Raw genomic sequence first — 21,289 nt, 5'->3', positions numbered from 1 at the left:
GACGTGAGCGCGACGTATCGAGAGCTGCGGGAGCGCGCCTGGGCGGCGAACATGGAGATCCCCCGCCGGGGCCTCGCCATCTACACGTTCGGCAACGTCTCGGCGTTCGATCGCGACCGGGGCGTCCTCGCCATCAAGCCGAGCGGCGTCCCGTACGACCGGCTGTCGGTCGACGACATGGTGGTCGTCGACCTCGCGGGCAAGGTCGTGGAGGGCCACCTGCGCCCCTCCTCGGACACCCGGACGCACATCGTGCTGTACGCGAAGTTCCGCGGGGTGGGCGGCGTCGTCCACACGCACTCGACGTACGCGACGAGCTGGGCGCAGACGGGCACGCCGATCCCGATCTACGGGACGACCCACGCCGATCACCTGGCCGAGGACGTGCCGTGCACCGAGGTGATGAGCGCGGACGCCGTGCAGGGCGACTACGAGACCGAGACCGGCAAGCAGATCCTCGAGTGCTTCCGGGATCGTAACCCGCTGCACACACCGATGGTGCTGGTGGCGGGACACGGCCCGTTCACGTGGGGAGAGGACGCCGAGAAGGCGGTGTACAATGCGGTGGTGCTCGAGGAGATCGCGCGGATGGCGTTCATCACCCGCACGATCCACCCGGGCGCCCCGCGGCTGCCCGACACGCTCGTACGCAAGCACTTTCACCGGAAGCACGGTAAGGGCGCGTACTACGGCCAGGAGTGAGGTCGGGCGTCGGGGGGACGGGACGGACAATCGGCCTCGGCGGACGGGGCGCGTGACGAGAGGAAAGGAGCTGCGCCATGAAGAAGAGCCGTGTTATCGCCACGGTGGTGGTGGTCCTGGCCGGGCTGTTGGTGATCCTGGGCGGGCTGGGCTGTCAATCGGAAAAGAAGCAGATCACGCTCGGGTTCTCCCAGATCGGGGCGGAGAGCGAGTGGCGGACCGCCAACACGAAGTCCATCGAGGAGGCCGCCAAGGAGGCCGGCATCAACCTCAAGCTCTCCGACGCGCAGCAGAAGCAGGAGAACCAGATCAAGGCCATCCGGTCGTTCATCGCCCAGAAGGTCGACGTCATCGCGTTCTCGCCTGTCGTCGAGACCGGGTGGGAGCCCGTCCTTCGCGAGGCCAAGGCGGCGAACATCCCCGTCATCCTGACCGATCGTGCCGTGGACACGAAGGATGACAGCCTCTGGGTCACCTTCATCGGGTCGGACTTCGTCGAGGAGGGCCGCCGCGCGGCGAAGTGGCTCGTCGAGAAGACGAAGGACCGGACGGACCCCGTGAACATCGTCGAGCTGCAGGGCACCGTCGGCTCGGCCCCCGCGATCGACCGCAAGAAGGGGTTCGAGGAGGTCATCAAGGACAAGCCCCAGCTCAAGATCATCCGCTCGCAGACGGGCGACTTCACCCGCGCGAAGGGCAAGGAGGTCATGGAGGCGTTCCTCAAGGCGGAGGGCAAGAACATCCACGTGCTCTACGCCCACAACGACGACATGGCGATCGGCGCGATCCAGGCGATCGAGGAGGCCGGCCTCCGCCCCGGCCAGGATATCCTCATCATCTCCATCGACGCGGTGAAGGGCGCGTTCGAGGCGATGATGGCCGGCAAGCTCAACGTCACCGTCGAGTGCAGCCCCCTGCTCGGGCCGCAGCTCATGAGCGCGGTCAAGGATCTCAAGGCAGGCAAGACGCTGCCCAAGCGCATCGTGACCGAGGAGGGCGTCTTCCCGATGGAGACCGCCGCCCAGGAGCTCCCGAAGCGCAAGTACTGAGCGCGGGGGGCGGGTTCATCGGTCTGCGATCCGGGGAGGATGAGCGTCATGACGAGCAACGCCGTGCCCGTGCTCGAGATGCAGAGGATCTCCAAGAGCTTCCCCGGCGTGCAGGCGCTCCTGGGCGTCGACTTCCGCCTGCTGGCGGGGGAGGTGCACACGCTCATGGGGCAGAACGGCGCGGGCAAGTCGACGCTCGTGAAGATCATCACCGGCGTCCACCCCCCGGACAGCGGACAGATCCTCCTCGACGGCCGGCCGATCCGGCCGTCGAGCCCGCTGGACGCGCAGCGGGAGGGCATCAGCGCCGTGTTCCAGGAGGTGAACCTCTGCGCCAACCTCTCCGTCGCGGAGAACATCTACCTCGGCCGTGAGGGCTCGAGCCCCTTCGCCATCCGGTGGGGGGAGATGCGCCGGAGGGCCGCCGCGCTGCTCGCGGACCTCAACGTCCACATCGACGTCGCCGCGCCGCTCTCGGCGTTCTCCCTGGCCGTCCAGCAGATCGTCGCGATCGCCCGCGCGCTGAGCGCGAAGGCCAGGATCCTCATCCTGGACGAGCCGACGTCGAGCCTGGCCGAGGACGAGGTCAAGGTGCTGTTTTCGGTCATCCGGCGCCTCAAGGCGCAGGGCATGGCGATCCTGTTCATCACGCACTTCCTCGACCAGGTGTTCGAGATCTCCGACCGGATCACGGTGCTGCGGAACGGCCAGCGGGTCGGCGAGCACCCGGCCGCGGAGCTCTCGCGCATGCAGCTCGTCACGAGCATGGTGGGGCGCGACGTCGCGGAGGACGGCCCGAGCCGGGCCGAGCGCGCCCAGGCGGCGAGGCCGGCGGGCGGGGACGCGCCGTTCCTGCGGGCGCGCGGCCTCGGCAAGAAGGGCTCGGTCCGCGGCATCGACCTCGACGTGAGGCCGGGGGAAGAGCTCGGCATCGCGGGCCTCCTCGGCGCCGGAAAGTCGGAGGCCGTGCGGCTCCTCTTCGGGATCGACAGGGCGGACGAGGGCACCGTCGAGATCGGCGGCGAGGAGGTGCGCATCGGCTCGCCGATCGACGCGATCGCGCGCGGCCTCGGCTTCTGCCCCGAGGACCGGAAGCTCGAGGGCATCGTCGGCGAGCTCTCGCTGCGCGAGAACATCGTCCTCGCCCTCCAGGCCAAGCGCGGCATCTTCCGCAACCTGCCGCGGGCCCGGCAGGACGAGATCGCCCGCGCGTACATCGAGCGGCTCGGCATCGTGGCGGCCGACGCGGAGGTGCCCATCGCCAGGCTGAGCGGCGGGAACCAGCAGAAGGGGCTCCTGGCCCGCTGGCTGGCGACCGACCCGCGCATGCTCATCCTCGATGAGCCGACCCGCGGCATCGACGTGGCGGCCAAGGGCGAGATCATGGGTCAGGTCATGAACCTCTGCGACAAGGGAATGGCCGTCGTGTTCGTCTCGTCCGAGATGGCCGATGCGCTGCGCTACGCCGACAGGGTCGTCGTGCTGCGCGACAGGCGCCAGGTGGCCGACCTGGCCGCCGGCGAGACCGACGAGCAGGCGGTGTACCAGATCATCGCGGGAGGCGCGGCGTGAGCGCGGCGGCCGCTTCCCTGCGCCGGCTCACCCGGAGGAGCTCCTTCTGGCCGACGGCGATGCTCGGCCTCTTGCTCCTCGTCAACCTCGTCATCAACCCGCAGCTCTTCGCGATCACGGTCAAGGACGGCCACCTGTACGGCAGCGTCATCGACATCCTGAACCGCGCCGCGCCGCTCATGATCGTCGCCATGGGGCTCACCCTCGTGATCGCCACCCATGGAATCGACATCTCTGTCGGCGCGGTCGTCGCGATCTCGGGCGCCGTCGCGGCGGCGCTCATCGGCGGCGAGCTCGCCCTGAACGGCGGCGCCGGCATGGAGCACGTGACGCAGGTCCCGCTGCCGGTCGCCGTCGGCGGCGCGCTCGGCGTGGCGCTCGTCTTCGGCATGTGGAACGGGGCGCTCGTGTCGCTGCTCGGCATGCAGCCGATCATCGCGACGCTGATCTTGCTCGTCATGGGCAGGGGCGTCGCCCAGCTCATCACGAACGGCCAGATCATCACGATCTACTACAGCCCTTACCACGTCATCGGGAACGGCTTCCTGCTGGGCGTCCCGGTCTCGCTGTTCATCGTGGCGGGCGTGGGCGCCGCCCTCTGGCTCCTGACCCGCAAGACGGCGCTCGGCATGTTCGTGGAGGCCATCGGCATCAACCCCGTCGCCTCGCGGCTGGCCGGCATCCGCGCGCGCTCGATCACCTTCGCCTGCTACGCGGTGTGCGGCCTGTGCGCCGGCATCGCGGGGCTCATCGTGAGCTCGAACGTCAAGAGCGCCGACGGCAACAACGCCGGGCTGCTCTTCGAGCTGGACGCCATCCTGGCCGTCGTCCTGGGCGGGACGTCGCTCTCCGGGGGCAAGTTCACGCTGGCGGGGAGCGTCATCGGCGCCCTCATCCTCCAGACGCTCACCACCACGATCTACTCGGTCGGCGTGCCGCCCGAGGTCAACCTCGTCGTGAAGGCCGTCGTCGTCTTCTTTGTCAGCATCCTGCAATCGCAGAAGGTCAGGGATCTCATCGGGAAGCAGCGGGCAGGGAAGGTGGCCACGACATGAGCGACACCGCAGCCGCGACAGGGAGCGACGCCGCAGCCAGGATGAGGAGCGACGCCATCGCCGCGACGAGGAGCGGCGCCGCAGCCGCGACGAGACGGCCGGTCCGGATCGACCCGAGGCACCTGCCGCTCGCCGTCACGGTCGGCCTCTTCGTCGTCATGTTCGGGGCCGGATCGATCCTGTTCGACGGGTTCTTCTCGCTGCAGGTGTTCCTCAACTTCTTCATCGACAACGCGTTTCTGGCGATCGCCGCCATCGGGATGACCTTCGTCATCCTCTCCGGCGGGATCGACCTCTCCGTCGGCTCGGTCATCGCGCTGACAACGATGGTGTCGGCGTCGCTCGTCCAGGAGCACGGCGTGAGCCCGGCCGTCGTCATCCCGCTCGTCCTGGCCCTGGGCGCGGGCTTCGGCCTCGTGATGGGGGCCGTCATCCAGTACTTCGAGGTGCAGGCGTTCATCGTCACCCTGGCGGGCATGTTCCTGGCTCGCGGGCTCTGTTACCTCATCAGCATCGACTCCATCACCATCACCCATCCTTTCTACGTCGACGTGTCGTCGCACCGCATCCCGTTCCTGTTCGACACCTCGATCACCTGGAACGTCGTGATCGCGCTCGCGCTGTTCGCCGCGGCCGTCTACCTCGCGCACTACACGCGCTTCGGCCGCACGGTCTACGCGATCGGCGGCAGCGAGCAGTCCGCCCTGCTCATGGGCCTCGCGGTGCCGAGGACCAAGGTGCTCGTCTACACGTTCAGCGGGTTCTGCTCGGCGCTGGCGGGCGTCGCCTTCACGTTCTACATGGTGTCCGGCTACGCGCTGCACGCGGGCGGCATGGAGCTCGACGCCATCGCCGCCGTGGTCGTCGGCGGCACGCTCCTGACCGGCGGATCGGGCACGGTCGTCGGGACGCTGTTCGGCGTGCTGATCCTCGGCACCATCCAGACCCTCATCATGTTCGAGGGCACGCTCAGCTCCTGGTGGACAAAGATCGTCATCGGGCTCCTGCTCCTCGTCTCCTGCCTCTTTCAACGGCTGCTCGGTCGGCGCGGCACGAAGCGCGAGGGTTGAAAAGGGCCCAGGTCCCCGGACCTGACGGGCGCGCCGGCGCCAGGCCTGGTTGCCAGATCACAAGGGCGCCTCACAAGGCGCCTCGGTCGGCCGCCGCTGCGCACCGTCCCACCGAGATCGAGGGGGGCGACGGGCCCATTTCGATTGACGGGTGCCATGTGAACGTTCACAATGCGGCTCTCGGGTGTACTTGCCCTGGACACGCGGGTCGTGCGTGCCGGGCCTTCGTCCTCCTGCGCGTCAACCTTGACGGTCGGGCTCCGAGGAGCTCGCTGGCCCGGCCGGGCAGCCATCTGGAGACCAGCATGAACACTTCCCTCGATTTGCCCAGCCAGTCCCTGACCCCGCGACGTTTCCTGCTTCGGTTCTCTGCCCTCGGCTGTGTGCTCGCGGCGCTCGCCGGCTGCGCCAGCGACACGACGGAAGGACAGCAGCCCTCGGACGGCACGGGCGGCGGCGGCGCGCAGAATCCGACGTCCAGCGCCAGCAGCACGACGGGCACAGGGGGAGGGGGCACAGGCGGGTCGATCCCCGGCGCGAGCAGCTCGAGCAGCGCGAGCAGCGCGAGCGTCACGGGCACGGGCGGCGACATGACGGGCGGCATGACGTCGGCGGGGAGCGGTGGCGCTCCGGGCGTCGGCGGGGGTGGCACAGGCGGGTCGACGCCGACCTGCGACCTGCCCACCACGTACAGGTGGAAGTCGGGGCCTCCGGTGATCAGCCCCAAGCCGCCCGCCGGCCGTTCCTTCGCCTCCGTCAAGGACCCGACGATCGTGTTCCACGACGGCAAGTACCACGTGTTTGCCACGGTGTTCGAGACCACCAACGGCAGCGACGGGTGGAAGTCGGTGTACCTGAACTTCACCGACTTCGACCAGGCGAACTCCGCCGAGCAGCACTACATGGCGAACTGGCCCACCGGCAGCACGGTCGCGCCCCAGGTCTTCTATTTCCGGCCGCACAACAAGTGGTACCTCATCTACCAGTGGAACGGCAGGTACTCCACGAACGACGATATCAACAACATGAACGGCTGGAGCCGGCCCCAGACGCTGCTCCGAGGCGAGCCGGGCCAGATGGGGAACACCCTCGGCGCGCTCGACTTCTGGGTGATCTGCGACGACGACTATTGCCATCTCTTCTTCTCGCGGGACGACGGGAAGCTCTACCGCTCCAAGGTCAGCATCGACAGATTCCCGAACTTCGACGGGTATGAGGTCGTCATGACGGCGCCCAGCTCGGGGCTCTTGTTCGAGGCCAGCAACGTCTACAAGGTGGATGGGTCGAACAAGTACCTGCTGCTGGTGGAGGCGTTCGACAACAGCCCCCGCTTCTTCAGGTCGTGGACGTCCGAGAGCCTCGATGGCCCCTGGACGCCCCTGGCCGACACGAAGCAGAACCCCTTCGCCGGCCCCGCGAACGTGACGTTCGAAGGCGGGGACTGGACCGACGACATCAGCCACGGTGAGCTGGTCCGCTCCGGGAACGACGAGCGAATGACCCTCGACCCGTGCAACCTGCAGTTCCTCTACCAGGGGAGGGATCCGAGGTCCAACGAGGAGTACGGCCGGTTGCCCTACCGGCTCGGGCTGTTGACGCTCGAGAAGTGACCCCGCTCCCCTCCGAGCTCTCGGAGGGGACCTTCGGGCACAGGACGCGACCTCCCGGCGAGCCCGCGGCGACTCGGAGTCACCGCGGGCTCGAGCGCTCGAGCGACCGGGCTCGGAGCGCCCTCACGGCATGTTCGTGAAGAAGTCGTACATCGCCTGGATGGCGAAGCACGGCACGCCGTGGCTCGTGTTGCTGTACGCGGGGTCGTCGTGGGAGCACCAGATCGTCGGCGCCGAACAGCCGCTGTAGGAGATGCAGCCGGGGTTCACGGCCTTGCCGCTGCTCTGGCAACCCATGACCTCGGAATACGGCGTCGAATCCGTCTGGCACCCGTTGGCGGTGCGGAACCTGGCGACCGTGCTCGCTCCGTCCCCCCCGCGGACCGTGTCGTTCTTTCCCTGGATGTACATCACGGGGACGGGCACCTGCAGCGCGCCGTAATCGGAGGCCGCGACGGGGGCGACCGCCCTGAAGCTCATGTGCTCGGCATCGGACCTGTGCGCCAGGATCTGCACGATCATCTGGGCGCCGGAGCTGTGCCCGGTGGCGAACACGCGGTCCATGTCGATGCAGTAGTTGTCCATGAGGTCGTCGTAGATCCGAAGGACCCTGGCGATGTCGCTGTTGTAGTTCCAGCATCCGCCCGGGTCCGACGACCTCCCCACGGCGCGCACGTACTCCGCCTCGAAGGCCGACCCGCGGGTGAGGTTGATGAACTGGTCGATCGGGTTGCCGCAGGCGTGGAATCCCATCAAGAGCGGGAGAGGGGAGCTGCCGTCGTAGCTGTCCGGGAACGTGTAGATGTGATCCCCGTCGACCGTCACCGTTCCGCTGGCGGGCCGCCCCGATTTGCCACAGCCTGGGCTCGGGTTGCCCATGGGCGACTCCGCGCCGCCGGCCCCCATGCCGCCGTCTCCCGTCGACGACGCGCTCGCGGTCGAGCCACCTGTCGCGCCACCCCCGCTGCTCGCAGGAGCGTCGGCCCCGCCCGTCGTCGTCGCGCCGCTCGAGGAGGGGGCGCCGCCGCTCGTGGACGCGCCGCCCGTGCCCTGAGCGGTTCCGTCATCGTTTCCGTCGGGCGGGCCTGTCCCGGACGAGCAAGCGAGGACCATCAGGGCGGCGGCTGGGATGGCGGAACGAAAACCTGGTTTCAGCATGGCAAGGACTCCATGGTGATGGCGTGTTCAGGCGATGATCGGCTCGATGAGGCCGCCCTGGAGGCTCGGATCGCCGAAGTCGTCGAGCGGGCCTCCCTGGCCGTCGGTGCAGCCTACGGCCGGGCCGATCGTGTTGAGCAGCTTGTTTGTTGGTGATCTTGACGTCGACGAACTGGCCTGTCCTCAGGTAGCCCGAGGCGTCGCCGGCGAGGATGTACGGGACCTCTCGAATGGCCGTGTCAGGTTCGTGAACTGCCCGGCGCAGCGCTTCGGGCCGACGAAGGTGGTCCGGGGGGCACCGAAACAGGTTCAAGATCGAAGCGAGCAGATGGCTGTGCGAGAGGCCGCGGTACCGGACCCTGCGTCCGGTGCGCAGGCCTGCGAAGGGCTCGGTGCGCACGACCGCCCATCCGGAGCGACCCTCCCCGGAACAAAGCAACAGGATACCTGCCCGTCATGATGTGAGCGCTCACATGAGGATGTCAACTCCGATCAAAGGGCCGGTGGGTCTCCCGATCCCGAGAGAGGACGGGGCTGGCGGCGGCCCTCCGGGGCGGCGCGTCAAGGGCGTTCGTTGGACGGCTCACGAGCGCGCCGCGCTGGCCGCCGCTGCGCACCGGTGGGATCGAGGATGGCCTCATGACGGGCCATGGGGTTCTACACTGGTCATGTGAGCGATCACATGGGGCGCTTGGTCATCGAAAGGACGAGCGCCCGGCGAAGCGCCGGCGTCGCCGGCGCTACCCGCTGCAGCAGCGGAAGCCGATCGCGTGGTCCGTGTCGGCGCGCTCGCGCCCGTCGCGCGCGTCGCACCGGAGCTCGTCGAGCGAGTTCCCGCTGTCGAACGCGCCGCCCCGGGTCACGCAGTAGTCGCCGGGGCCGGTGTCCCCCGAGCACGAATCTTCCCACTCGCGGACGTTGCCGCTCATGTGCTGGAGGCCGTGATAACCGCCCTCGCACGCCGCGCTCTCCTCGTCGCCGACCGGCACCGTCACCGCGCTGTCGCCGTTGCACTGCCCGGCGTCGAACTCGCCGGTGGCGTGCGTGCGCTCGCCGCCCTTGCTGCACGCGTCGAACCACTCGCCCAGCGCTCCGCTCGCGCCGCCGTACGGCAGCGCGCCGCCGTGGATCTTGCCGCAGAGGCGCTTGCCGAGGCTCTTGCAGAAGGCGCGGGCGTCGCACCAGTCGAGGCACGTGGCCGGGAGCTCGTCGCCCGTGAGGCGCTCGTTGCAGACGTCGGGCGCGTCGGGGCCGGTGTCGAAGTCGAAGCTGCCGTTGAACAGGCAGAACGGCTCCTGCGCCTCGAGATCCGGGTTGGTGGCCAGGAAGCGGCGGTAGGCGGCGTTCGACACCTCGGTCTCGTCGATGCAGAACGTGCTCGCGACCGTCACCATGCCGGCGGGGCACTGGCAGGCGCGCGCCGTGCACGAGGCCGTCGCGCAGTCGGCGTCGGCCTCGCAGGGCTGGCCGTACAGGCACGAGGCGTTGCCGGCGCCGGGCTCGCAGGTGAGGCCGTCGAGCGGCCGCACGAGCGTGCACGCCGAGACGAGGGCGGCCACGAGGGCGGCTGCGGCGATGGGACGGTGAACCGGCGGGCGGCCTTCCATCAGAAGGCCCCCTCGACGCCCGCGGCGGCGCCCGCGCCGCCCGCGGCCGCGCCGGCGATGAACGGACGGAGCGCGGCCGCGCCGGCGACGAACGGACGGAGCGCGCCCGCGCCGGCGATGAACGGACGGAGCGCGGCCGCGCCGGTCGGCTCCGGCGACCGCGCCGCGGCCGGCCGGGTGAGGTAGAGCCACGCCGCGGCGCCGAGCGCGACGACGCCCACGCCGAGGCCGATGTCGGCCGCCGCGTGCTGGACGCGGATGGCGCGCACGTCGTCGGCCGCGCAGCGCGGGGCGCACGTGGCGCGCAGGTCGGCCTCGGCGTCCAGCGAGAGCGCGCCGGCGACGGCGAACACGGCGAGCCCCGCGACGCCGGCGCCGCCGGCGACCCACGCGAGCGGGGGGACCGCGGGCTCGGCGCGCGGGGTCGCGGCCGAGGCGAGCGGCGGGGCGGCGGGGGCGCTTCGCGGAGGCGCCGGGGCCGAGGCGAGCGGCGAGGCGAGCGGGCGGGGAGCGGCTGGCGCGCGGGCCGCGGGGGCGCCCAGCGTCACCGTGATGGCGCGGTTCTTCTCGCCCTCGCGGATCAGCACGCGCTCCGCGACAGCGGGGCCCGTCGCGGGCTCGAACCGGAACGTGCGCGGCCCCGGGTCGACCGGCAGCGCCTTGCCGTCGAGCGTCGCGGCGAGCAGGCGCCCGTCGACGAGCACGCGCACGTCGAGCCGCTCCCGGCCGTCCGGGCCCTTCGCGGCGAGGACCACGGAGGGCAGGCTCTGCTCCACCTCGGCGAGCCACGGCCCGCAGTCGGCCACGGCGGCGGCCGGGCACGTCGGCTGCGAGCAGGCGATGAGCGCCTCGCGCGCCTCGAGGAGCCTGCCGTCGCGGCGGAGGCCCTGCGCGCGCTCGTAGGCGGCAGCGCACGCCCGCTTGCTGGGCGCCGCGTGGGCGGCGACGGCGGGGGAGAGCGCCAGCGAGGCGGCGACGGAGAGCGCGAGCGCGGTCCGCGCGCGCGCCGGAGAGGGGGGCGCCGCGCACGGCGGAGGAGAGGGGTGTGGACGCGCGGCCCGCGCGCGCGCCGGAGAGGGGGGCGCCGCGCACGGCGGAGGAGAGGGGTGTGGACGCGCGGTCCGCGCGCGCGCCGGAGAGGGGGGCGCCGCGCACGGCGGAGGAGAGGGGTGTGGACGCGCGGCCCGCGCGCGCGCCGGAGAGGGGGGCGCCGCGCACGGCGGAGGAGAGGGGTGTGGACGCGCGGCCCGCGCGCGCGCCGGAGGGGGGGCGTTCGTTGATTTGCGTGTGTCTACGAGCACTTACAGGCACTCCGGCTTGAGCCGGCGTATGCCAGCCTTGTCCACGGTGTAGGGCGGGGAGCAGCGCTGGGCGTCGGCGCCGGTCGCGCGCGGGGCGGGCGAAGGCGCGCGGGCGCTCACGGCCGCCCGCGCCGGGCGCTGGGCGGGCGCAGGCGCGACAGCGCTCGGCGCCTGCGAAGGGGCGGGGGCGGCGCTCGGCGCGCCCGCGGCGCGGGTCGTGTCGGCGCCGGGCGCCCCCGCGGCAGGGGCCGCGTCGACGCGCGGGGATCCCGTGGCACGAGTCGCGTCCGTGGCGCCGGTTGCGGCCGTGGCGCCGGTTGCGGCCGTGGCGCCGGCTGCCCCGGCCGTGCTCGGCGCCTGCGGCGGGGCAGGGGCGGGGGCCGCGTCCGGCGCGTCCGTGGGGGGACGCTGGATGGTGGCCGCGTGGACCGCGTCGGCCGCGCCCTCCGGCCCGGACGGGCCGCGGCGCGACAGGTGCAACGCGAGCGCGGCCGCGCTGCAGAGGAACACGGCGCCCAGCGCGAGCAGCCGGCCCGCGCGCCGCGCCCCCGCCGGGGCCGCGCCGCCGCGCGGCGCGCCGCCTCTCGTGGAGGGCGTCCCCGAGCTCCCGCCGGCCGTTCCATCCCCGGTCGACGTCGTCGCCGCGGCCGCCGCCCGCCCGAGGGCGACGGCCGGGATCTCGGGCTCGGTCTCCGTGAGCCCCTGCGCAGCAGCGTCGTACGACGCCGGCGCGCGCGCTCGCTCCCCGTCGTCGTCTCCGCGCGCGCCCGCCTGGCTCCCGCTGCCGCGCGCTCTCTCTCCGGTGCCGCGCGCGCCCTCGCCGTTCTCGCCGACGCCCGCCCCCGCGCCGGCCGCCCTCGCGCCGGCCGCCCTCGCGCCGCCCGGCCCCGCGCCGGCCGCCCCGGGGCCGCCCGCCCCGGTGCCGCCCGCCCCGGGGCCGCCCGCCCCGGTGCCGATCGTCGCCGCGCCGCCCGGGTCCGCCGCCGAGGCGCTCTCGATCGCCGCGACCCGCGCCGCCCGCCGCGCGAGCGCCTCGCCCGCGAGCAGCTCCACCCACTCGCCCACCGCGCGCTGCGACGCGAGCGGCGCGGCGTCCTCGACGGCGATCGCGAGCTCGCGCGCCGTCGGATAGCGGCCCGCCGCGTTCCGCTCCAGCGCCCGGAGGACGATCGCGTCGAGCGCCCGCGGCACGTGCGGCGCGACCGAGCTCGGCGGCGGGATCGGCCGCTCGAGGACGGCCCCGATGAGGGCTCCCTCGTCGTCGCCCTCGAACAGCCGCCGGCCCGCGAGCGCCTCCCAGAGCACGACGCCCGCCGCGAACACGTCGGTCCTCCGGGTCACCTCGGCGCAGAGGATCTGCTCGGGCGCCATGTACGCCAGCTTCCCCTTGATCTGCCCGCCGCGCGTGGTCGTGAGCCGCCCGCGCGCCTTGGCGATGCCGAAGTCGAGCAGCCGCGCCGTCCCGTCGACGCCGACGAGCACGTTCTCGGGCGAGATGTCCCGGTGCACGATGCCGAGCGGCTCGCCGGACTCGCTGCGCGCCTCGTGGGCCGCGTGGAGGCCGTGGAGCGCGCCGCACGCGATGCTCGCGACGATGGGGGGCGGCGCCGGCGCGCCGGCCGCGCGCGCCGCGCGGAGCAGCCGCCCGAGCGACTCGCCCCGCACGTAGTCCATGACGAGGAACGCCTCGTCCTCGGCGAGGAGCAGGTCGATCGTCGCGACGACGTTGGGGTGCTGGATGCGCGCGACGATGCGCGCCTCGTCGAGCAGGCTCTCGGCGATCTCGGGCGCCTCGGCGAGCTGCGGGTGAAGCCGCTTGATCGCCACGGTGCGCGCGAACCCCGCGTCGCCGACGAGCCGGCCGAGGTGCACGGACGCCATCCCGCCGGATGCAATGGGGCCGTAGAGCAGGTACCGGCCGATTCGCCTGGGCTGGTGCGGCTCCGACGACATGCCGGGGCGATGATACACGAGCCCGCGCGCTGGCGTCGCCCGGGAGCGTCCGGCGAGCAGCCGCCCGCGCTTGCGGGTGACCCGCGCGGCTCCAGCTTCTGCGCGGAGGTCGAACACCATGGCGCGCATTGCATTCCTCGTGGACGAGATGTTCGAAGACGCGGAGTTCCAGGTCCCCTACGACCGGGTGCGGGGCGCCGGGCACGAGGCCGTGATCGTCGGCCTCGCCGCGGGAAAGGAGCTCGCCGGCAAGAAGGGCAAGGTGACGATCACGACGGAGCGGGCGGCCGAGGACATGTCGGACGACGATCTCGACGCGATCGTGATCCCGGGGGGCTACTCGCCGGACCACGTGCGCACGAGCACGGCGGCGGTCGGTCTGGTCCGGAACGCCTTCAACCAGGGCAAGCCGGTCGCGGCCATCTGCCATGCGGGGTGGGTGCTCGTCGAGGCCGACATCGCCGAGGGGCGGACGCTCACGTCGTGGCCGTCCATCAAGACGGATCTCCTGAACGCCGGCGCGCGCTGGGTCGATCGGGAGGTGGTCGAGGATGGCAATCTCATCACGTCGCGCAAGCCGGACGATCTGCCGGCGTTCTGCGACGCGCTCCTCCGTCAGGTCGAGCGCGGCGTGCCCGCGCGCGCCGAGCCCGCGATGGCGCCCGAGGCGGCGGCGCAGGAGCCCGCGCCGGGCCCCTGACGGCGCGCGCCGCCGGGCGGGCGAGCGATTCCGCGGAGGCCCGGGTGGGCGGTCACTCCGCGGGAAGGCGCCGGGCGGGCGGCAACGCGGGCGAGGCCGAGCGGTGGCTCCACGGGAAGGCGCGGGCGAGCGGCAACGCGCGGGCGAGGCCGAGGCGAGCGATCACACGTGGAAGGTCGTGCTCGGCTCGACGAAGCAGAGGCGGTACCCGTCGGGGTCGGAGACGACGACCTCGCGGGTGTGCCACGGCTGATCGCGCGGGCCGTCGACGGCGGCGCCCGCGGCCGCGGCGCGCGCGGCGATGGTCTCGATGCCGAGGTCGCCCGCGGCGCTGAAGCAGACGATGACGCCAAGGCCGCGTTGCCCGGCGAGCGAGACCCCGGGCGGCGTGGCCACGAGGAAGAGGTCGGCGTAGCGCGCCCAGCGCAGGTGGACGAACACCGGATCGTGGTGGACGCGCGTGAAGCCGAGCAGCTCGTAGAACGAGGCGGAGCGCTCCGCGTCGGCGACGAGGAGCTTGACGTACGAGGGCATCAGGTAGGGTTCGTCGCTGTGCATGGTGCCTGGGCGCGAAGGTGTGCGCCGCGCGGCGTCGGAAGGCAAGGCGCGCCCGCCGGGCGAGGCCGAGGCTGACGGCGAGCCGGCGGGACGCCGCGGGGCCCCGGGACCACATCACGCCTCGACGTCGACGCGCATGACGCCGCGCGTGTTGCGTGCTTGCGCTTCTGGCGCCTTTGCATGGGCCTGCTCTCCGCTCGGAGGCAGAGCCTTGGCAGGACTTCTCAGGTGCCGAGTGCCGGTCTTGGTCGATTTATGAATGAAATGGTGAGCGTCTCGGTAATGTTTTGCAGCGTCGATCGTGGAGGGGCGCGCGTTGCACAGGATGTGCCCTTTTGAACGCCGGTGTGATATCGGCGGTCGTCATGCAGTTTCGCCTCGATCAACGGGGGCGCTGCCGTGGCTCGTTCGGTCAAGCTTCGAGGTGCCGGAACAGCTCCTTCCAGGGCTGCCATCCGAGGAGAGGGATTTCATCATGGAAACCCGGGAATGGTACGAGCAGTGGAACGCGCGGAGGATGAAGGAGGCAAGAGAGGCGGAGGAGCGCGCTCAGCAGCGCGGGGAGCAGCTCGGGCAGCAGCTCGGGCAGCAGCTCGGGCGGCTCCAGATGGCGGCCCGGCTGTGCGGGGTGCGGCTGGGTCGGCCCCTGACCGAGGCGGAGACCGCAGCGCTGGCGGAGCGGCTCGAGCGCCTTGGGGCGGATCGGATAAGTGAAGTGATGCTTTCGTCCTCGGCTGAAGCGCTGGCGGCCTGGCTCTCCGATCCGAACGCGACGTAGCGCGCGACGGCGCCGCGCCGTCAGGTCAGCCGCTCCGGCGATCGCGCCCTACGGCGCAGCCTTCGCCGCTGGCTCCGTGACGCAGCGGATCCCGAGGAACCCGCAGCGGTACGTCACCTCGAAACCTCCCGGCCGCGCCGTCCTGACGAGCGGCGGGATGCCGTCGCGCCAGCTCCCGCCGCGGGCGACGCGCATCTTGCCGCTACCGTCGTTGGCGCTCGTCGTCCACTCGAACACGTTGCCGGCCAGGTCCTGGATGCCCTGCGGGTTCGCGCCGGCGGGGAAGCTCCCCACGTCGCACGCGGTCTTTCGCACGGTGCCGCCGCCGGACCAGCACAGCTGATCCTTCGGGGCCTCGTCGCCCCACGGGTACGGCCGCGCCGCCTCGCCGCCGCGGGCCGCCCACGCCCACTCGTCGTCGCGCGGCAGCCGCTTGCCCTGCGCCGCGCAGTAGGCCTGCGCCTGCGCGAAGTCGACGCAGACCATCGGCTGCCTCTCCTTGCCGGCCACGTTGTACGTCGACGCTTCCTGGGCGAAATTCTCGAATGTATCCGTGTACTTACCTACCTTGATGCACGCGGCGTAGGCCTCGGAGGTGACCTCGGTCCTGTCCATGCACAGGTCGCCCACGGTCGCCTTCACCTTGAGCGGGCCCATCACGAAGCTGCCGCCAGGCACCCGGGCCATGCCCTCGGGGCAGCCGTCCGAGGGCGCCGCCGGCGCGGCGGAGGCGGCCGGGTCGGCGCCGGCCTGCGCGGCGGTTGGATCGCCGCCGGGCTGGGCCGAGGCCGCGGTCGCACCGGGCTGGGGCCCCGGCGCGGCGGTCGACGCGGCGGCCTCCGGCGCGGCCTGCGCGGCGGGCGCCGGCGCAGCGGGCGGCGCGCCGTCGGGCGCCGCGGGAGAGGCGCCGCACGCGGCGGCGAGGACGCCGCACGCGGCGACAGCGAGGGACAGCGAGGAGACGGCAAGGGGGGTGGTGGAGGATCGCATGGTGTGTAGAGCGACAAACGGGTTGAAACTGCCTGAAAAGCGCAGAAACTCGAACCGCCAAGACGCCAAGGACGCCAGGAAGAGAATCCTATCTTGGCGTCCTCCGTGTCTTGGCGGTTATTTCTCGCTTGATCAACGTGAGCGATGTTCTACGAGGCGGTCACGGTCGGCGCCGGCTCGTCGTCGAGCCATTGCTCCTGGACGACGATCGCCGGCAACAAGGTGAATGGCCCGTCGTAGCCCGGGCCGAAGGTCAGGACCTGGATCACGCGCCGATCGACGCGGCGGACCGGGAACATCACCTCGCCCCCGCGGGGGAGCTCGCTGCCGCGGGGCGGCTCGATCCAGAAGGCGACGCCCTCGGTCTTTCCGCCGAGCAGCGAGATGCCCCTCGGCGCGCGGCGGCGGCACGAGGCCCCGGCGCAGGAACATCGCGATGTGGGTGGCCCGGGCCGAGAGCCCTGCCGGCGTGTGATCGATCGGCAGCCCGCCCCAGCGGTGGAAACCCATGCCCGCCTGGAGCCGCCCGAGGAGATCCTCGCTCTCGCCGTGCCAGCCGTACGGCCCGGCCGCACCCACGTTGCCGGCGACCATCGGCGTGCGCCGCGGATACCCCTTCTTCTTCGCGATCTCGGGGATGTTCTCGGGCCTGCCGACGAAGTTCGCGACCTCGACGAGGCCGGCCGCCGCGGCGGCACCTGGCGGACGTCGAAGCCGCTCGCCGCCCGAGCGAGCCGGCGAGCCTGACTGCCGCCCCTGGCGGACGCCTCCTCCGCGCCTTGCGCACCTGAGCCACCGCGCGAGCGGCCGAGTGGCGGTCGCCATCGGCGAGCCCATGACGGGCGGGGCCCGCGGGGCTCATCGCGTCGAGATCTCGTGATCTTCAGCTTCGTCGAGGACGCCCTCTCCGTGGTCCGCGGGGCGTGTTCACCGGCACGCAAGTCGTTGCGCGGTTGCGCAGCGGCCCCGCGCGTTCATCGCTGTTCACGCGGCGGCCCCGCCGATCTCCCGGGGAATCCGCGTGGGCGCCGCCGGCACGAGGTGTGCTCTGGAGGTGGGGAACGACGACGCGAGAGGCGCAGCCCGCTCCGGCGAATACGCGATCGAGGCGGATCTGCGCGGGCGACGGGGCTTCGTCGCAGCGCGCGCGTCGCAGGGGAGAACCATGGAATTCGAGTCGACAAGCGATATCACCAGCGCGGTGCTCAGCCAGCGTCAACCCGCCATCATGGCAGGTGCTCTGATCGATAACGATACCGAGACTCATGGCGCTCCTCTTTCCATACGATCGAGAGCCGCCCGGGGCATGGTGGCTCTGCGCCGCGGCGCCGACGACCACACGGACCGTGAGGGCGCGAGGGAGCGAGGCGTCGCGGTCGCCGCCCCCCGCTACCAGAGCGCCGTCACGCAGCCGGCCGCCGCCCTGGCGAAGGCCCCGGAGCTCCTCGCCGCGAAGCGGCGCGTCCTGTCCGGCGACAGGCTGCCGGCGGCCTCGACGCGCCTCGCAGAGCCCGCCGAGGTCGACGGCTTCCTCCGCGAGCTCGATCAGGCGATTCGCCCCTTCGAGGACTCTCTTCGGAAGGCAGCGTCGAGGCACGGAGACAGGGTCGCCCAGCTCAAGGCCATCATCAAGAAGGCGTCGATCCAGACGAGCAAGACCCGGTTCGACGACCCCCGGGACATGGCGGAGTTCGACGCCAGGCTCGAACGGGTGGTGCGGAGGGGCGAGCCGCTGGTGCTCGCCATGCCCGAGGGAGGCGGCAAGGTGCCGGTGCCGCTCAAGACGGGCAGGTTCGGCAGGGCGCCCGATTTCGCGGAGTTCCTCGGCCTGAAGATGCGCGCGGCGCTGGCGCGCGTCCTGCGCGAGTTTCACCCCGGCGGCGCCCACGTGATCGTCGTGCCGGACACGTGCCTGCACACCCGCGACATGGGCTTCTCCGCGGAGGAGACCCGGAGCCACCTGCGGAAGCTCTGGCGCGATCTACCCCGCCTGGGCATCCGTGACGAGGTCATCGTGGCCGATACCCTCGCGCACCTCCCCGAGGACTGGGATGGAGTCATCCAGCGGAGCGTGGCGGAGGTGGTGGCGTCCATCGCGGAGGACGTCACCGTGAGGGAGGCGGCCGCCGCCCAGGCGCAGTCGCTGATGTTCATCAAGGACTGCGGTCTATCCAGCGAGGACGAGGCGGTCCTGTTCTATGCAGCCGTGGCCGGCCACCCGGAAGGGATCCCCGCCGGGCTCGCCGCGGAGGCCAGGGCGTTCCAGGCGGCGACGGAGCGGGTGACGCCGCTCTACATGGCGATCAACCACCACGGCATTCGAGGGCTCGGCCTGATCGAGCGGGCGGTCGACGGGCTCGGCTTCTCGAGCGCGAGCTACCTCCGCGCGAGCGTCCACGCCAAGCCGGGCTGTCCGCGGCTGGCGCTCAGCGTCTTCCACGCGCTCGCGCCGGTCGCGCTCCTGCCGATGCACGCCCTGGGCGTGCGCGTGATCGACAAGACGCCTCGCTGGGGGCTCTCGTTCGATGTCGTCGGGCGCATGCGCGGCTGGAAGGCCGTCTGTGAGGCTACCACCGGGCGCTTCCTGTTCTACGAAACGACGCAACAGGACGTCGAGATGGGCGCCGTCTCCGCCGAGCGGGCGGCGGCGTGACGACGCTGCGCAGGCCGCCGGCCTCACCCTCTGTCCAGGATCGGAGAAGACGCATGCAGGAGTTCGATACGATCGTTGTCGGCGCCGGGATCACCGGCCTGTACTGCAGCTTTCGCCTCGCCGAGAGGGACCCTGGCCGCAAGGTGGGCCTGTTCGAGGCGTCCGACCGGTTCGGGGGGCGGATCGAGACGGTCGAGATGGATGGGTTCCTCGCCGAGTGCGGTCCCATGCGGTTCGAGAAGCGGCGGCAGCGCCTGCTGATGGGGCTGCTCGACGAGCTCGGCCTCGAGACAAGGCCGTTCGCCCGCTACACGGCCGAGCCCATCCAGGGGCCGCGGCACCCCCTCGCCCCCGACGAGGCCGGACCGGCCGATCGCCCTCACTCGACGCTCGAGCTGATGAAGCTCGGCATCCTCAGGATCCTCAAGGACACCGAATGGAGGAGCCCGGGTGATCCGAACGACCCCCGGGACGAGAAGCACAGGGACTGGATGAGGAGCCTCGATGAGGACGATTACGACGGAATACGCCGCCGGGCCAGGCAGGGAGGCGCGTTCCTCCACGAACGGGGGTTCTGGAACGCGCTGAGCGACGTCCTCAGCCACGGCGCCGTGCTCGCGATCCGGGATCAAGGCACGTTCTACCACCTGATTCCAGAGAACCCCAACGCCGCGGACTGGATCATCTTCTGGCTTCGCGCGCTGTCCGGCGAGGGGGAGGGGGAGGCGACCCTCGTCAGCATCGAGGGAGGCTCCCGGGCGCTCCCGCTCGCCCTCGTGCGGAGGCTCGAGCAGCGCTCGGAGCAGGTCTCCATCCACCTCCGCCATGCGCTCACGTCGCTCGCGGAGGCGGAAGGCGGGCGGATCCGCCTCCGGTTCTCCCGCGGCGAGGAGACCGTGGAGGCCGTCGCGCGGCACGTGATCCTCGCCTTGCCCAGGAGCCCGCTGATGCGGCTCGCGGGCTGCTTCTCCCGCGAGATCCAGCGAGATCTCGATGCGGTCTTCGGGTTCCCGCTCCTCAAGTGCTTCCTCGTCACGGACGCGCCCTGGTGGACGGGACGCACGCCGCCCCAGCGGAACGCGTCGCTGATGCCCGCCAGGGAGGTCCACTACACGTACCGCGAGAGCGACGGCAAGGGCATGGCCATGCTCTACACCGATCGACCGGCCACGGAGTTCTGGAAGGTGTATGTCGAGGGGGACGCCCACGATCGGGCGGAGATCGATCGCAGCGAGGAGCTGAAGCGCCAGCTCTTGAAGTACCTCGGGGTGGACCTGCAGGAGCCGGCGGAGCTGCGGCGCGCGGCCGGCGCGGTGACCACGTGGGGCATCCGGGACTGGAGCAGAGAGCCCTACGGCGCCGGGTGCCATACCTGGCGGCCAGGCGCCAGGTCCTGGGAGGTCCTCGAGCGGCTGAGGGCGTTCAGCCTCCCTGGCAGCGCCGCGCCTGCCGGCAACGTCCATGTCTGCGGTGAGGCGTATTGCGATTACCAGGGGATCGAGGGGGCGCTCCGCTCGGCCGAGAGCGCGCTGAAGACCGTGCCGTGATCCTCGAGCCCGCGCTCCCGTTCCAGGTCGACAGGCCGGCTGCGCCGAACTATCGCTCCGTGCATGACGACAGCACCTCTTGCGGGCCACGGCGGCCCGGACGGCGCGCAGGCACCCCGGTTCATCGAGGTGAACGGCGCCCACCTTGCGGTGGCGGAGCGAGGGCAGGGCGCCCCCGTGGTGTTCCTGCACGGGGCGGCCTCGGACCACCGGATGTGGGACCGGCACCTCGCCCTCGTGGGCCAGCGCCACCGCGCGATCGCCTACAGCCAGCGCTACTTCGGGACCGGCGCGTGGGGCCAGGGCTGGCCTCCGCTCGGCGTGCACACGCACGCGGACGACCTCGTCGCGCTCCTTCGCGCCCTCGATGCGGGCCCTGCGCACCTCGTCGCGTGGTCCTACGCCGGCCACGTGGCCCTGAGCGCGGCGCTGAGCCATCCCGAGCTGATCAGGAGCGCCCTTATCTACGAGCCGGGCGTGCCCTCGTACGTCACCGATCCCGCCGAGCTGAGCGCGCTCGGCGACGACATGAACGCCATGTTCGGCCCGGTCTTCGGGGCCGTCCAGCGCGGCGAGCTCGAGGAAGCCGTGCGGGTGCTGCTCGACGGGTCGGGCCAGCGCGAGGGCTATTTCGCCGCGCAGCCCGCGGAGCGGCAGGCCATCAACCTGGACAACGCGCGGACGATGCCGCTCCTCCTGTCGCAGCCCCAACCCCCGGCGATCACGTGCGGCGACCTGGCCGGCCTGAAGGTGCCCGTCACCATCGCGTACGGCGAGCGCTCCCGGCCGACGTTCAGCGTCGTCTCCCGCGCGGCGGCCCGGTGCGTCCCCGGGCAGCACCTCGTGGTCCGCGGGGCCACCCACATGTGGCCCGACGAAGACGCGGCGGCGTTCTGCGCCGCGGTGCTGCGCTCCATCGAGGCGGTCTGAAGCCCGCTTGCCGCGCGGCCCCGCGGCAGGCGACCATGCCCGCTCCATCCTGACCC

Annotated in this window: 18 protein-coding genes; 12 read left to right on the top strand and 6 right to left on the bottom strand. The window is 71.9% G+C overall.

Annotated features, from left to right (window positions below):
• The first annotated feature begins 3 nt into the window (after positions 1 to 3).
• The 6 genes from WMF24_RS21545 to WMF24_RS21520 all read left to right on the top strand — a co-directional run bounded on the left by WMF24_RS21545 (position 4) and on the right by WMF24_RS21520 (position 7,058).
• Positions 4 to 702 carry an L-ribulose-5-phosphate 4-epimerase gene (locus tag WMF24_RS21545; protein ID WP_437738307.1) on the top strand — a complete coding sequence of 233 codons (699 nt, stop codon included), beginning with the start codon at positions 4 to 6 and terminating at the stop codon, positions 700 to 702.
• A 77-nt stretch (positions 703 to 779) separates the two neighbouring features.
• Entirely contained in the window at positions 780 to 1,751 is a 972-nt protein-coding gene (locus tag WMF24_RS21540) for an ABC transporter substrate-binding protein (RefSeq protein ID WP_437738306.1), read from the top strand.
• A gap of 48 nt (positions 1,752 to 1,799) precedes the next feature.
• Positions 1,800 to 3,323, top strand: a complete 1,524-nt coding sequence (locus tag WMF24_RS21535) for a sugar ABC transporter ATP-binding protein (protein WP_437738305.1) — start codon at positions 1,800 to 1,802, stop codon at positions 3,321 to 3,323.
• The gene (locus WMF24_RS21530; RefSeq protein WP_437738304.1) at positions 3,320 to 4,378 is read left to right on the top strand and encodes an ABC transporter permease; all 1,059 of its coding nucleotides are present in this window, start codon (positions 3,320 to 3,322) and stop codon (positions 4,376 to 4,378) included. Before WMF24_RS21535 ends, WMF24_RS21530 begins: the two co-directional genes overlap by 4 nt.
• A 41-nt stretch (positions 4,379 to 4,419) precedes the next feature.
• The gene (yjfF, locus tag WMF24_RS21525) at positions 4,420 to 5,448 is read left to right on the top strand and encodes a galactofuranose ABC transporter, permease protein YjfF (protein ID WP_437738832.1); all 1,029 of its coding nucleotides are present in this window, start codon (positions 4,420 to 4,422) and stop codon (positions 5,446 to 5,448) included.
• Between the two features lie 305 nt (positions 5,449 to 5,753).
• Positions 5,754 to 7,058: a non-reducing end alpha-L-arabinofuranosidase family hydrolase gene (locus WMF24_RS21520; RefSeq protein WP_437738303.1), complete on the top strand. Its 1,305-nt coding sequence runs from the start codon at positions 5,754 to 5,756 to the stop codon at positions 7,056 to 7,058.
• Positions 7,059 to 7,181: 123 nt separating this feature from the next.
• Here WMF24_RS21520 and WMF24_RS21515 read toward each other — a convergent pair whose 3' ends face one another.
• Positions 7,182 to 7,937, bottom strand: a complete 756-nt coding sequence (locus WMF24_RS21515; RefSeq protein ID WP_437738302.1) for an alpha/beta hydrolase family esterase — start codon at positions 7,935 to 7,937, stop codon at positions 7,182 to 7,184.
• Here WMF24_RS21515 and WMF24_RS21510 point away from each other — a divergent pair.
• Entirely contained in the window at positions 7,936 to 8,112 is a 177-nt protein-coding gene (locus WMF24_RS21510) for a hypothetical protein (protein ID WP_437738301.1), read from the top strand. The genes WMF24_RS21515 and WMF24_RS21510 overlap by 2 nt on opposite strands.
• Before the next feature lie 844 nt (positions 8,113 to 8,956).
• Here WMF24_RS21510 and WMF24_RS21505 read toward each other — a convergent pair.
• The 3 genes from WMF24_RS21505 to WMF24_RS21495 form a co-directional block, all read right to left on the bottom strand.
• Complete coding sequence (locus WMF24_RS21505; RefSeq protein WP_437738300.1) at positions 8,957 to 9,823, bottom strand: formylglycine-generating enzyme family protein; 867 nt, start codon at positions 9,821 to 9,823, stop codon at positions 8,957 to 8,959.
• Positions 9,823 to 10,629, bottom strand: coding sequence for a hypothetical protein (locus WMF24_RS21500; protein ID WP_437738299.1), 807 nt, complete (start codon positions 10,627 to 10,629; stop codon positions 9,823 to 9,825). The genes WMF24_RS21505 and WMF24_RS21500 overlap by 1 nt, the downstream gene beginning before the upstream one ends.
• Before the next feature lie 495 nt (positions 10,630 to 11,124).
• Entirely contained in the window at positions 11,125 to 13,077 is a 1,953-nt protein-coding gene (locus WMF24_RS21495) for a serine/threonine-protein kinase (protein WP_437738298.1), read from the bottom strand.
• 118 nt (positions 13,078 to 13,195) lie between these two features.
• Here WMF24_RS21495 and WMF24_RS21490 point away from each other — a divergent pair, with 118 nt between their 5' ends.
• Positions 13,196 to 13,777: a type 1 glutamine amidotransferase domain-containing protein gene (locus WMF24_RS21490; protein WP_437738297.1), complete on the top strand. Its 582-nt coding sequence runs from the start codon at positions 13,196 to 13,198 to the stop codon at positions 13,775 to 13,777.
• A gap of 162 nt (positions 13,778 to 13,939) precedes the next feature.
• Here the strand turns inward: WMF24_RS21490 and WMF24_RS21485 are convergent, their stop codons facing one another.
• Entirely contained in the window at positions 13,940 to 14,335 is a 396-nt protein-coding gene (locus WMF24_RS21485; protein WP_437738296.1) for a VOC family protein, read from the bottom strand.
• Positions 14,336 to 14,810: 475 nt separating this feature from the next.
• Between WMF24_RS21485 and WMF24_RS21480 the strand changes: the two genes are divergently transcribed.
• Positions 14,811 to 15,113, top strand: a complete 303-nt coding sequence (locus tag WMF24_RS21480; protein WP_437738295.1) for a hypothetical protein — start codon at positions 14,811 to 14,813, stop codon at positions 15,111 to 15,113.
• 48 nt (positions 15,114 to 15,161) lie between these two features.
• Here the strand turns inward: WMF24_RS21480 and WMF24_RS21475 are convergent, their stop codons facing one another.
• Positions 15,162 to 16,103 (bottom strand): formylglycine-generating enzyme family protein, encoded by a 942-nt coding sequence (locus WMF24_RS21475; protein WP_437738294.1) that lies wholly within the window; start codon positions 16,101 to 16,103, stop codon positions 15,162 to 15,164.
• Between the two features lie 1,306 nt (positions 16,104 to 17,409).
• Here WMF24_RS21475 and WMF24_RS21470 point away from each other — a divergent pair.
• The 3 genes from WMF24_RS21470 to WMF24_RS21460 all read left to right on the top strand — a co-directional run bounded on the left by WMF24_RS21470 (position 17,410) and on the right by WMF24_RS21460 (position 21,233).
• Positions 17,410 to 18,756: a hypothetical protein gene (locus tag WMF24_RS21470; RefSeq protein ID WP_437738293.1), complete on the top strand. Its 1,347-nt coding sequence runs from the start codon at positions 17,410 to 17,412 to the stop codon at positions 18,754 to 18,756.
• A 53-nt stretch (positions 18,757 to 18,809) separates the two neighbouring features.
• On the top strand, positions 18,810 to 20,303 hold the full coding sequence (locus tag WMF24_RS21465; RefSeq protein WP_437738292.1) for a flavin monoamine oxidase family protein: 1,494 nt from the start codon (positions 18,810 to 18,812) through the stop codon (positions 20,301 to 20,303).
• A gap of 63 nt (positions 20,304 to 20,366) precedes the next feature.
• On the top strand, positions 20,367 to 21,233 hold the full coding sequence (locus WMF24_RS21460; protein WP_437738291.1) for an alpha/beta fold hydrolase: 867 nt from the start codon (positions 20,367 to 20,369) through the stop codon (positions 21,231 to 21,233).
• Positions 21,234 to 21,289: the final 56 nt, after the last annotated feature.

The sequence above is a fragment of the Sorangium sp. So ce1335 genome (assembly GCF_051521615.1).
Taxonomy (GTDB): domain Bacteria; phylum Myxococcota_A; class Polyangia; order Polyangiales; family Polyangiaceae; genus Sorangium.
The sequence above is the reverse complement of the archived record's forward strand: the minus strand, read 5'-3'. Positions and strand labels throughout refer to the sequence as shown.

What these genes read in the sequence shown, in the direction of transcription:
- WMF24_RS21535 (WP_437738305.1), top strand. Translation starts at nt 1,800, where the DNA reads ATGACGAGCAACGCCGTGCCCGTGCTCGAGATGCAGAGGATCTCCAAG.
- WMF24_RS21490 (WP_437738297.1), top strand. Translation starts at nt 13,196, where the DNA reads ATGGCGCGCATTGCATTCCTCGTGGACGAGATGTTCGAAGACGCGGAG.
- WMF24_RS21465 (WP_437738292.1), top strand. Translation starts at nt 18,810, where the DNA reads ATGCAGGAGTTCGATACGATCGTTGTCGGCGCCGGGATCACCGGCCTG.
- WMF24_RS21540 (WP_437738306.1), top strand. Translation starts at nt 780, where the DNA reads ATGAAGAAGAGCCGTGTTATCGCCACGGTGGTGGTGGTCCTGGCCGGG.
- WMF24_RS21460 (WP_437738291.1), top strand. Translation starts at nt 20,367, where the DNA reads ATGACGACAGCACCTCTTGCGGGCCACGGCGGCCCGGACGGCGCGCAG.
- WMF24_RS21485 (WP_437738296.1), bottom strand. Translation starts at nt 14,335, where the DNA reads ATGCACAGCGACGAACCCTACCTGATGCCCTCGTACGTCAAGCTCCTC.
- yjfF (WP_437738832.1), top strand. Translation starts at nt 4,420, where the DNA reads ATGAGGAGCGACGCCATCGCCGCGACGAGGAGCGGCGCCGCAGCCGCG.
- WMF24_RS21495 (WP_437738298.1), bottom strand. Translation starts at nt 13,077, where the DNA reads ATGTCGTCGGAGCCGCACCAGCCCAGGCGAATCGGCCGGTACCTGCTC.
- WMF24_RS21520 (WP_437738303.1), top strand. Translation starts at nt 5,754, where the DNA reads ATGAACACTTCCCTCGATTTGCCCAGCCAGTCCCTGACCCCGCGACGT.
- WMF24_RS21475 (WP_437738294.1), bottom strand. Translation starts at nt 16,103, where the DNA reads ATGCGATCCTCCACCACCCCCCTTGCCGTCTCCTCGCTGTCCCTCGCT.
- WMF24_RS21480 (WP_437738295.1), top strand. Translation starts at nt 14,811, where the DNA reads ATGGAAACCCGGGAATGGTACGAGCAGTGGAACGCGCGGAGGATGAAG.
- WMF24_RS21470 (WP_437738293.1), top strand. Translation starts at nt 17,410, where the DNA reads ATGGTGGCTCTGCGCCGCGGCGCCGACGACCACACGGACCGTGAGGGC.
- WMF24_RS21515 (WP_437738302.1), bottom strand. Translation starts at nt 7,937, where the DNA reads ATGGGCAACCCGAGCCCAGGCTGTGGCAAATCGGGGCGGCCCGCCAGC.
- WMF24_RS21510 (WP_437738301.1), top strand. Translation starts at nt 7,936, where the DNA reads ATGGGCGACTCCGCGCCGCCGGCCCCCATGCCGCCGTCTCCCGTCGAC.
- WMF24_RS21505 (WP_437738300.1), bottom strand. Translation starts at nt 9,823, where the DNA reads ATGGAAGGCCGCCCGCCGGTTCACCGTCCCATCGCCGCAGCCGCCCTC.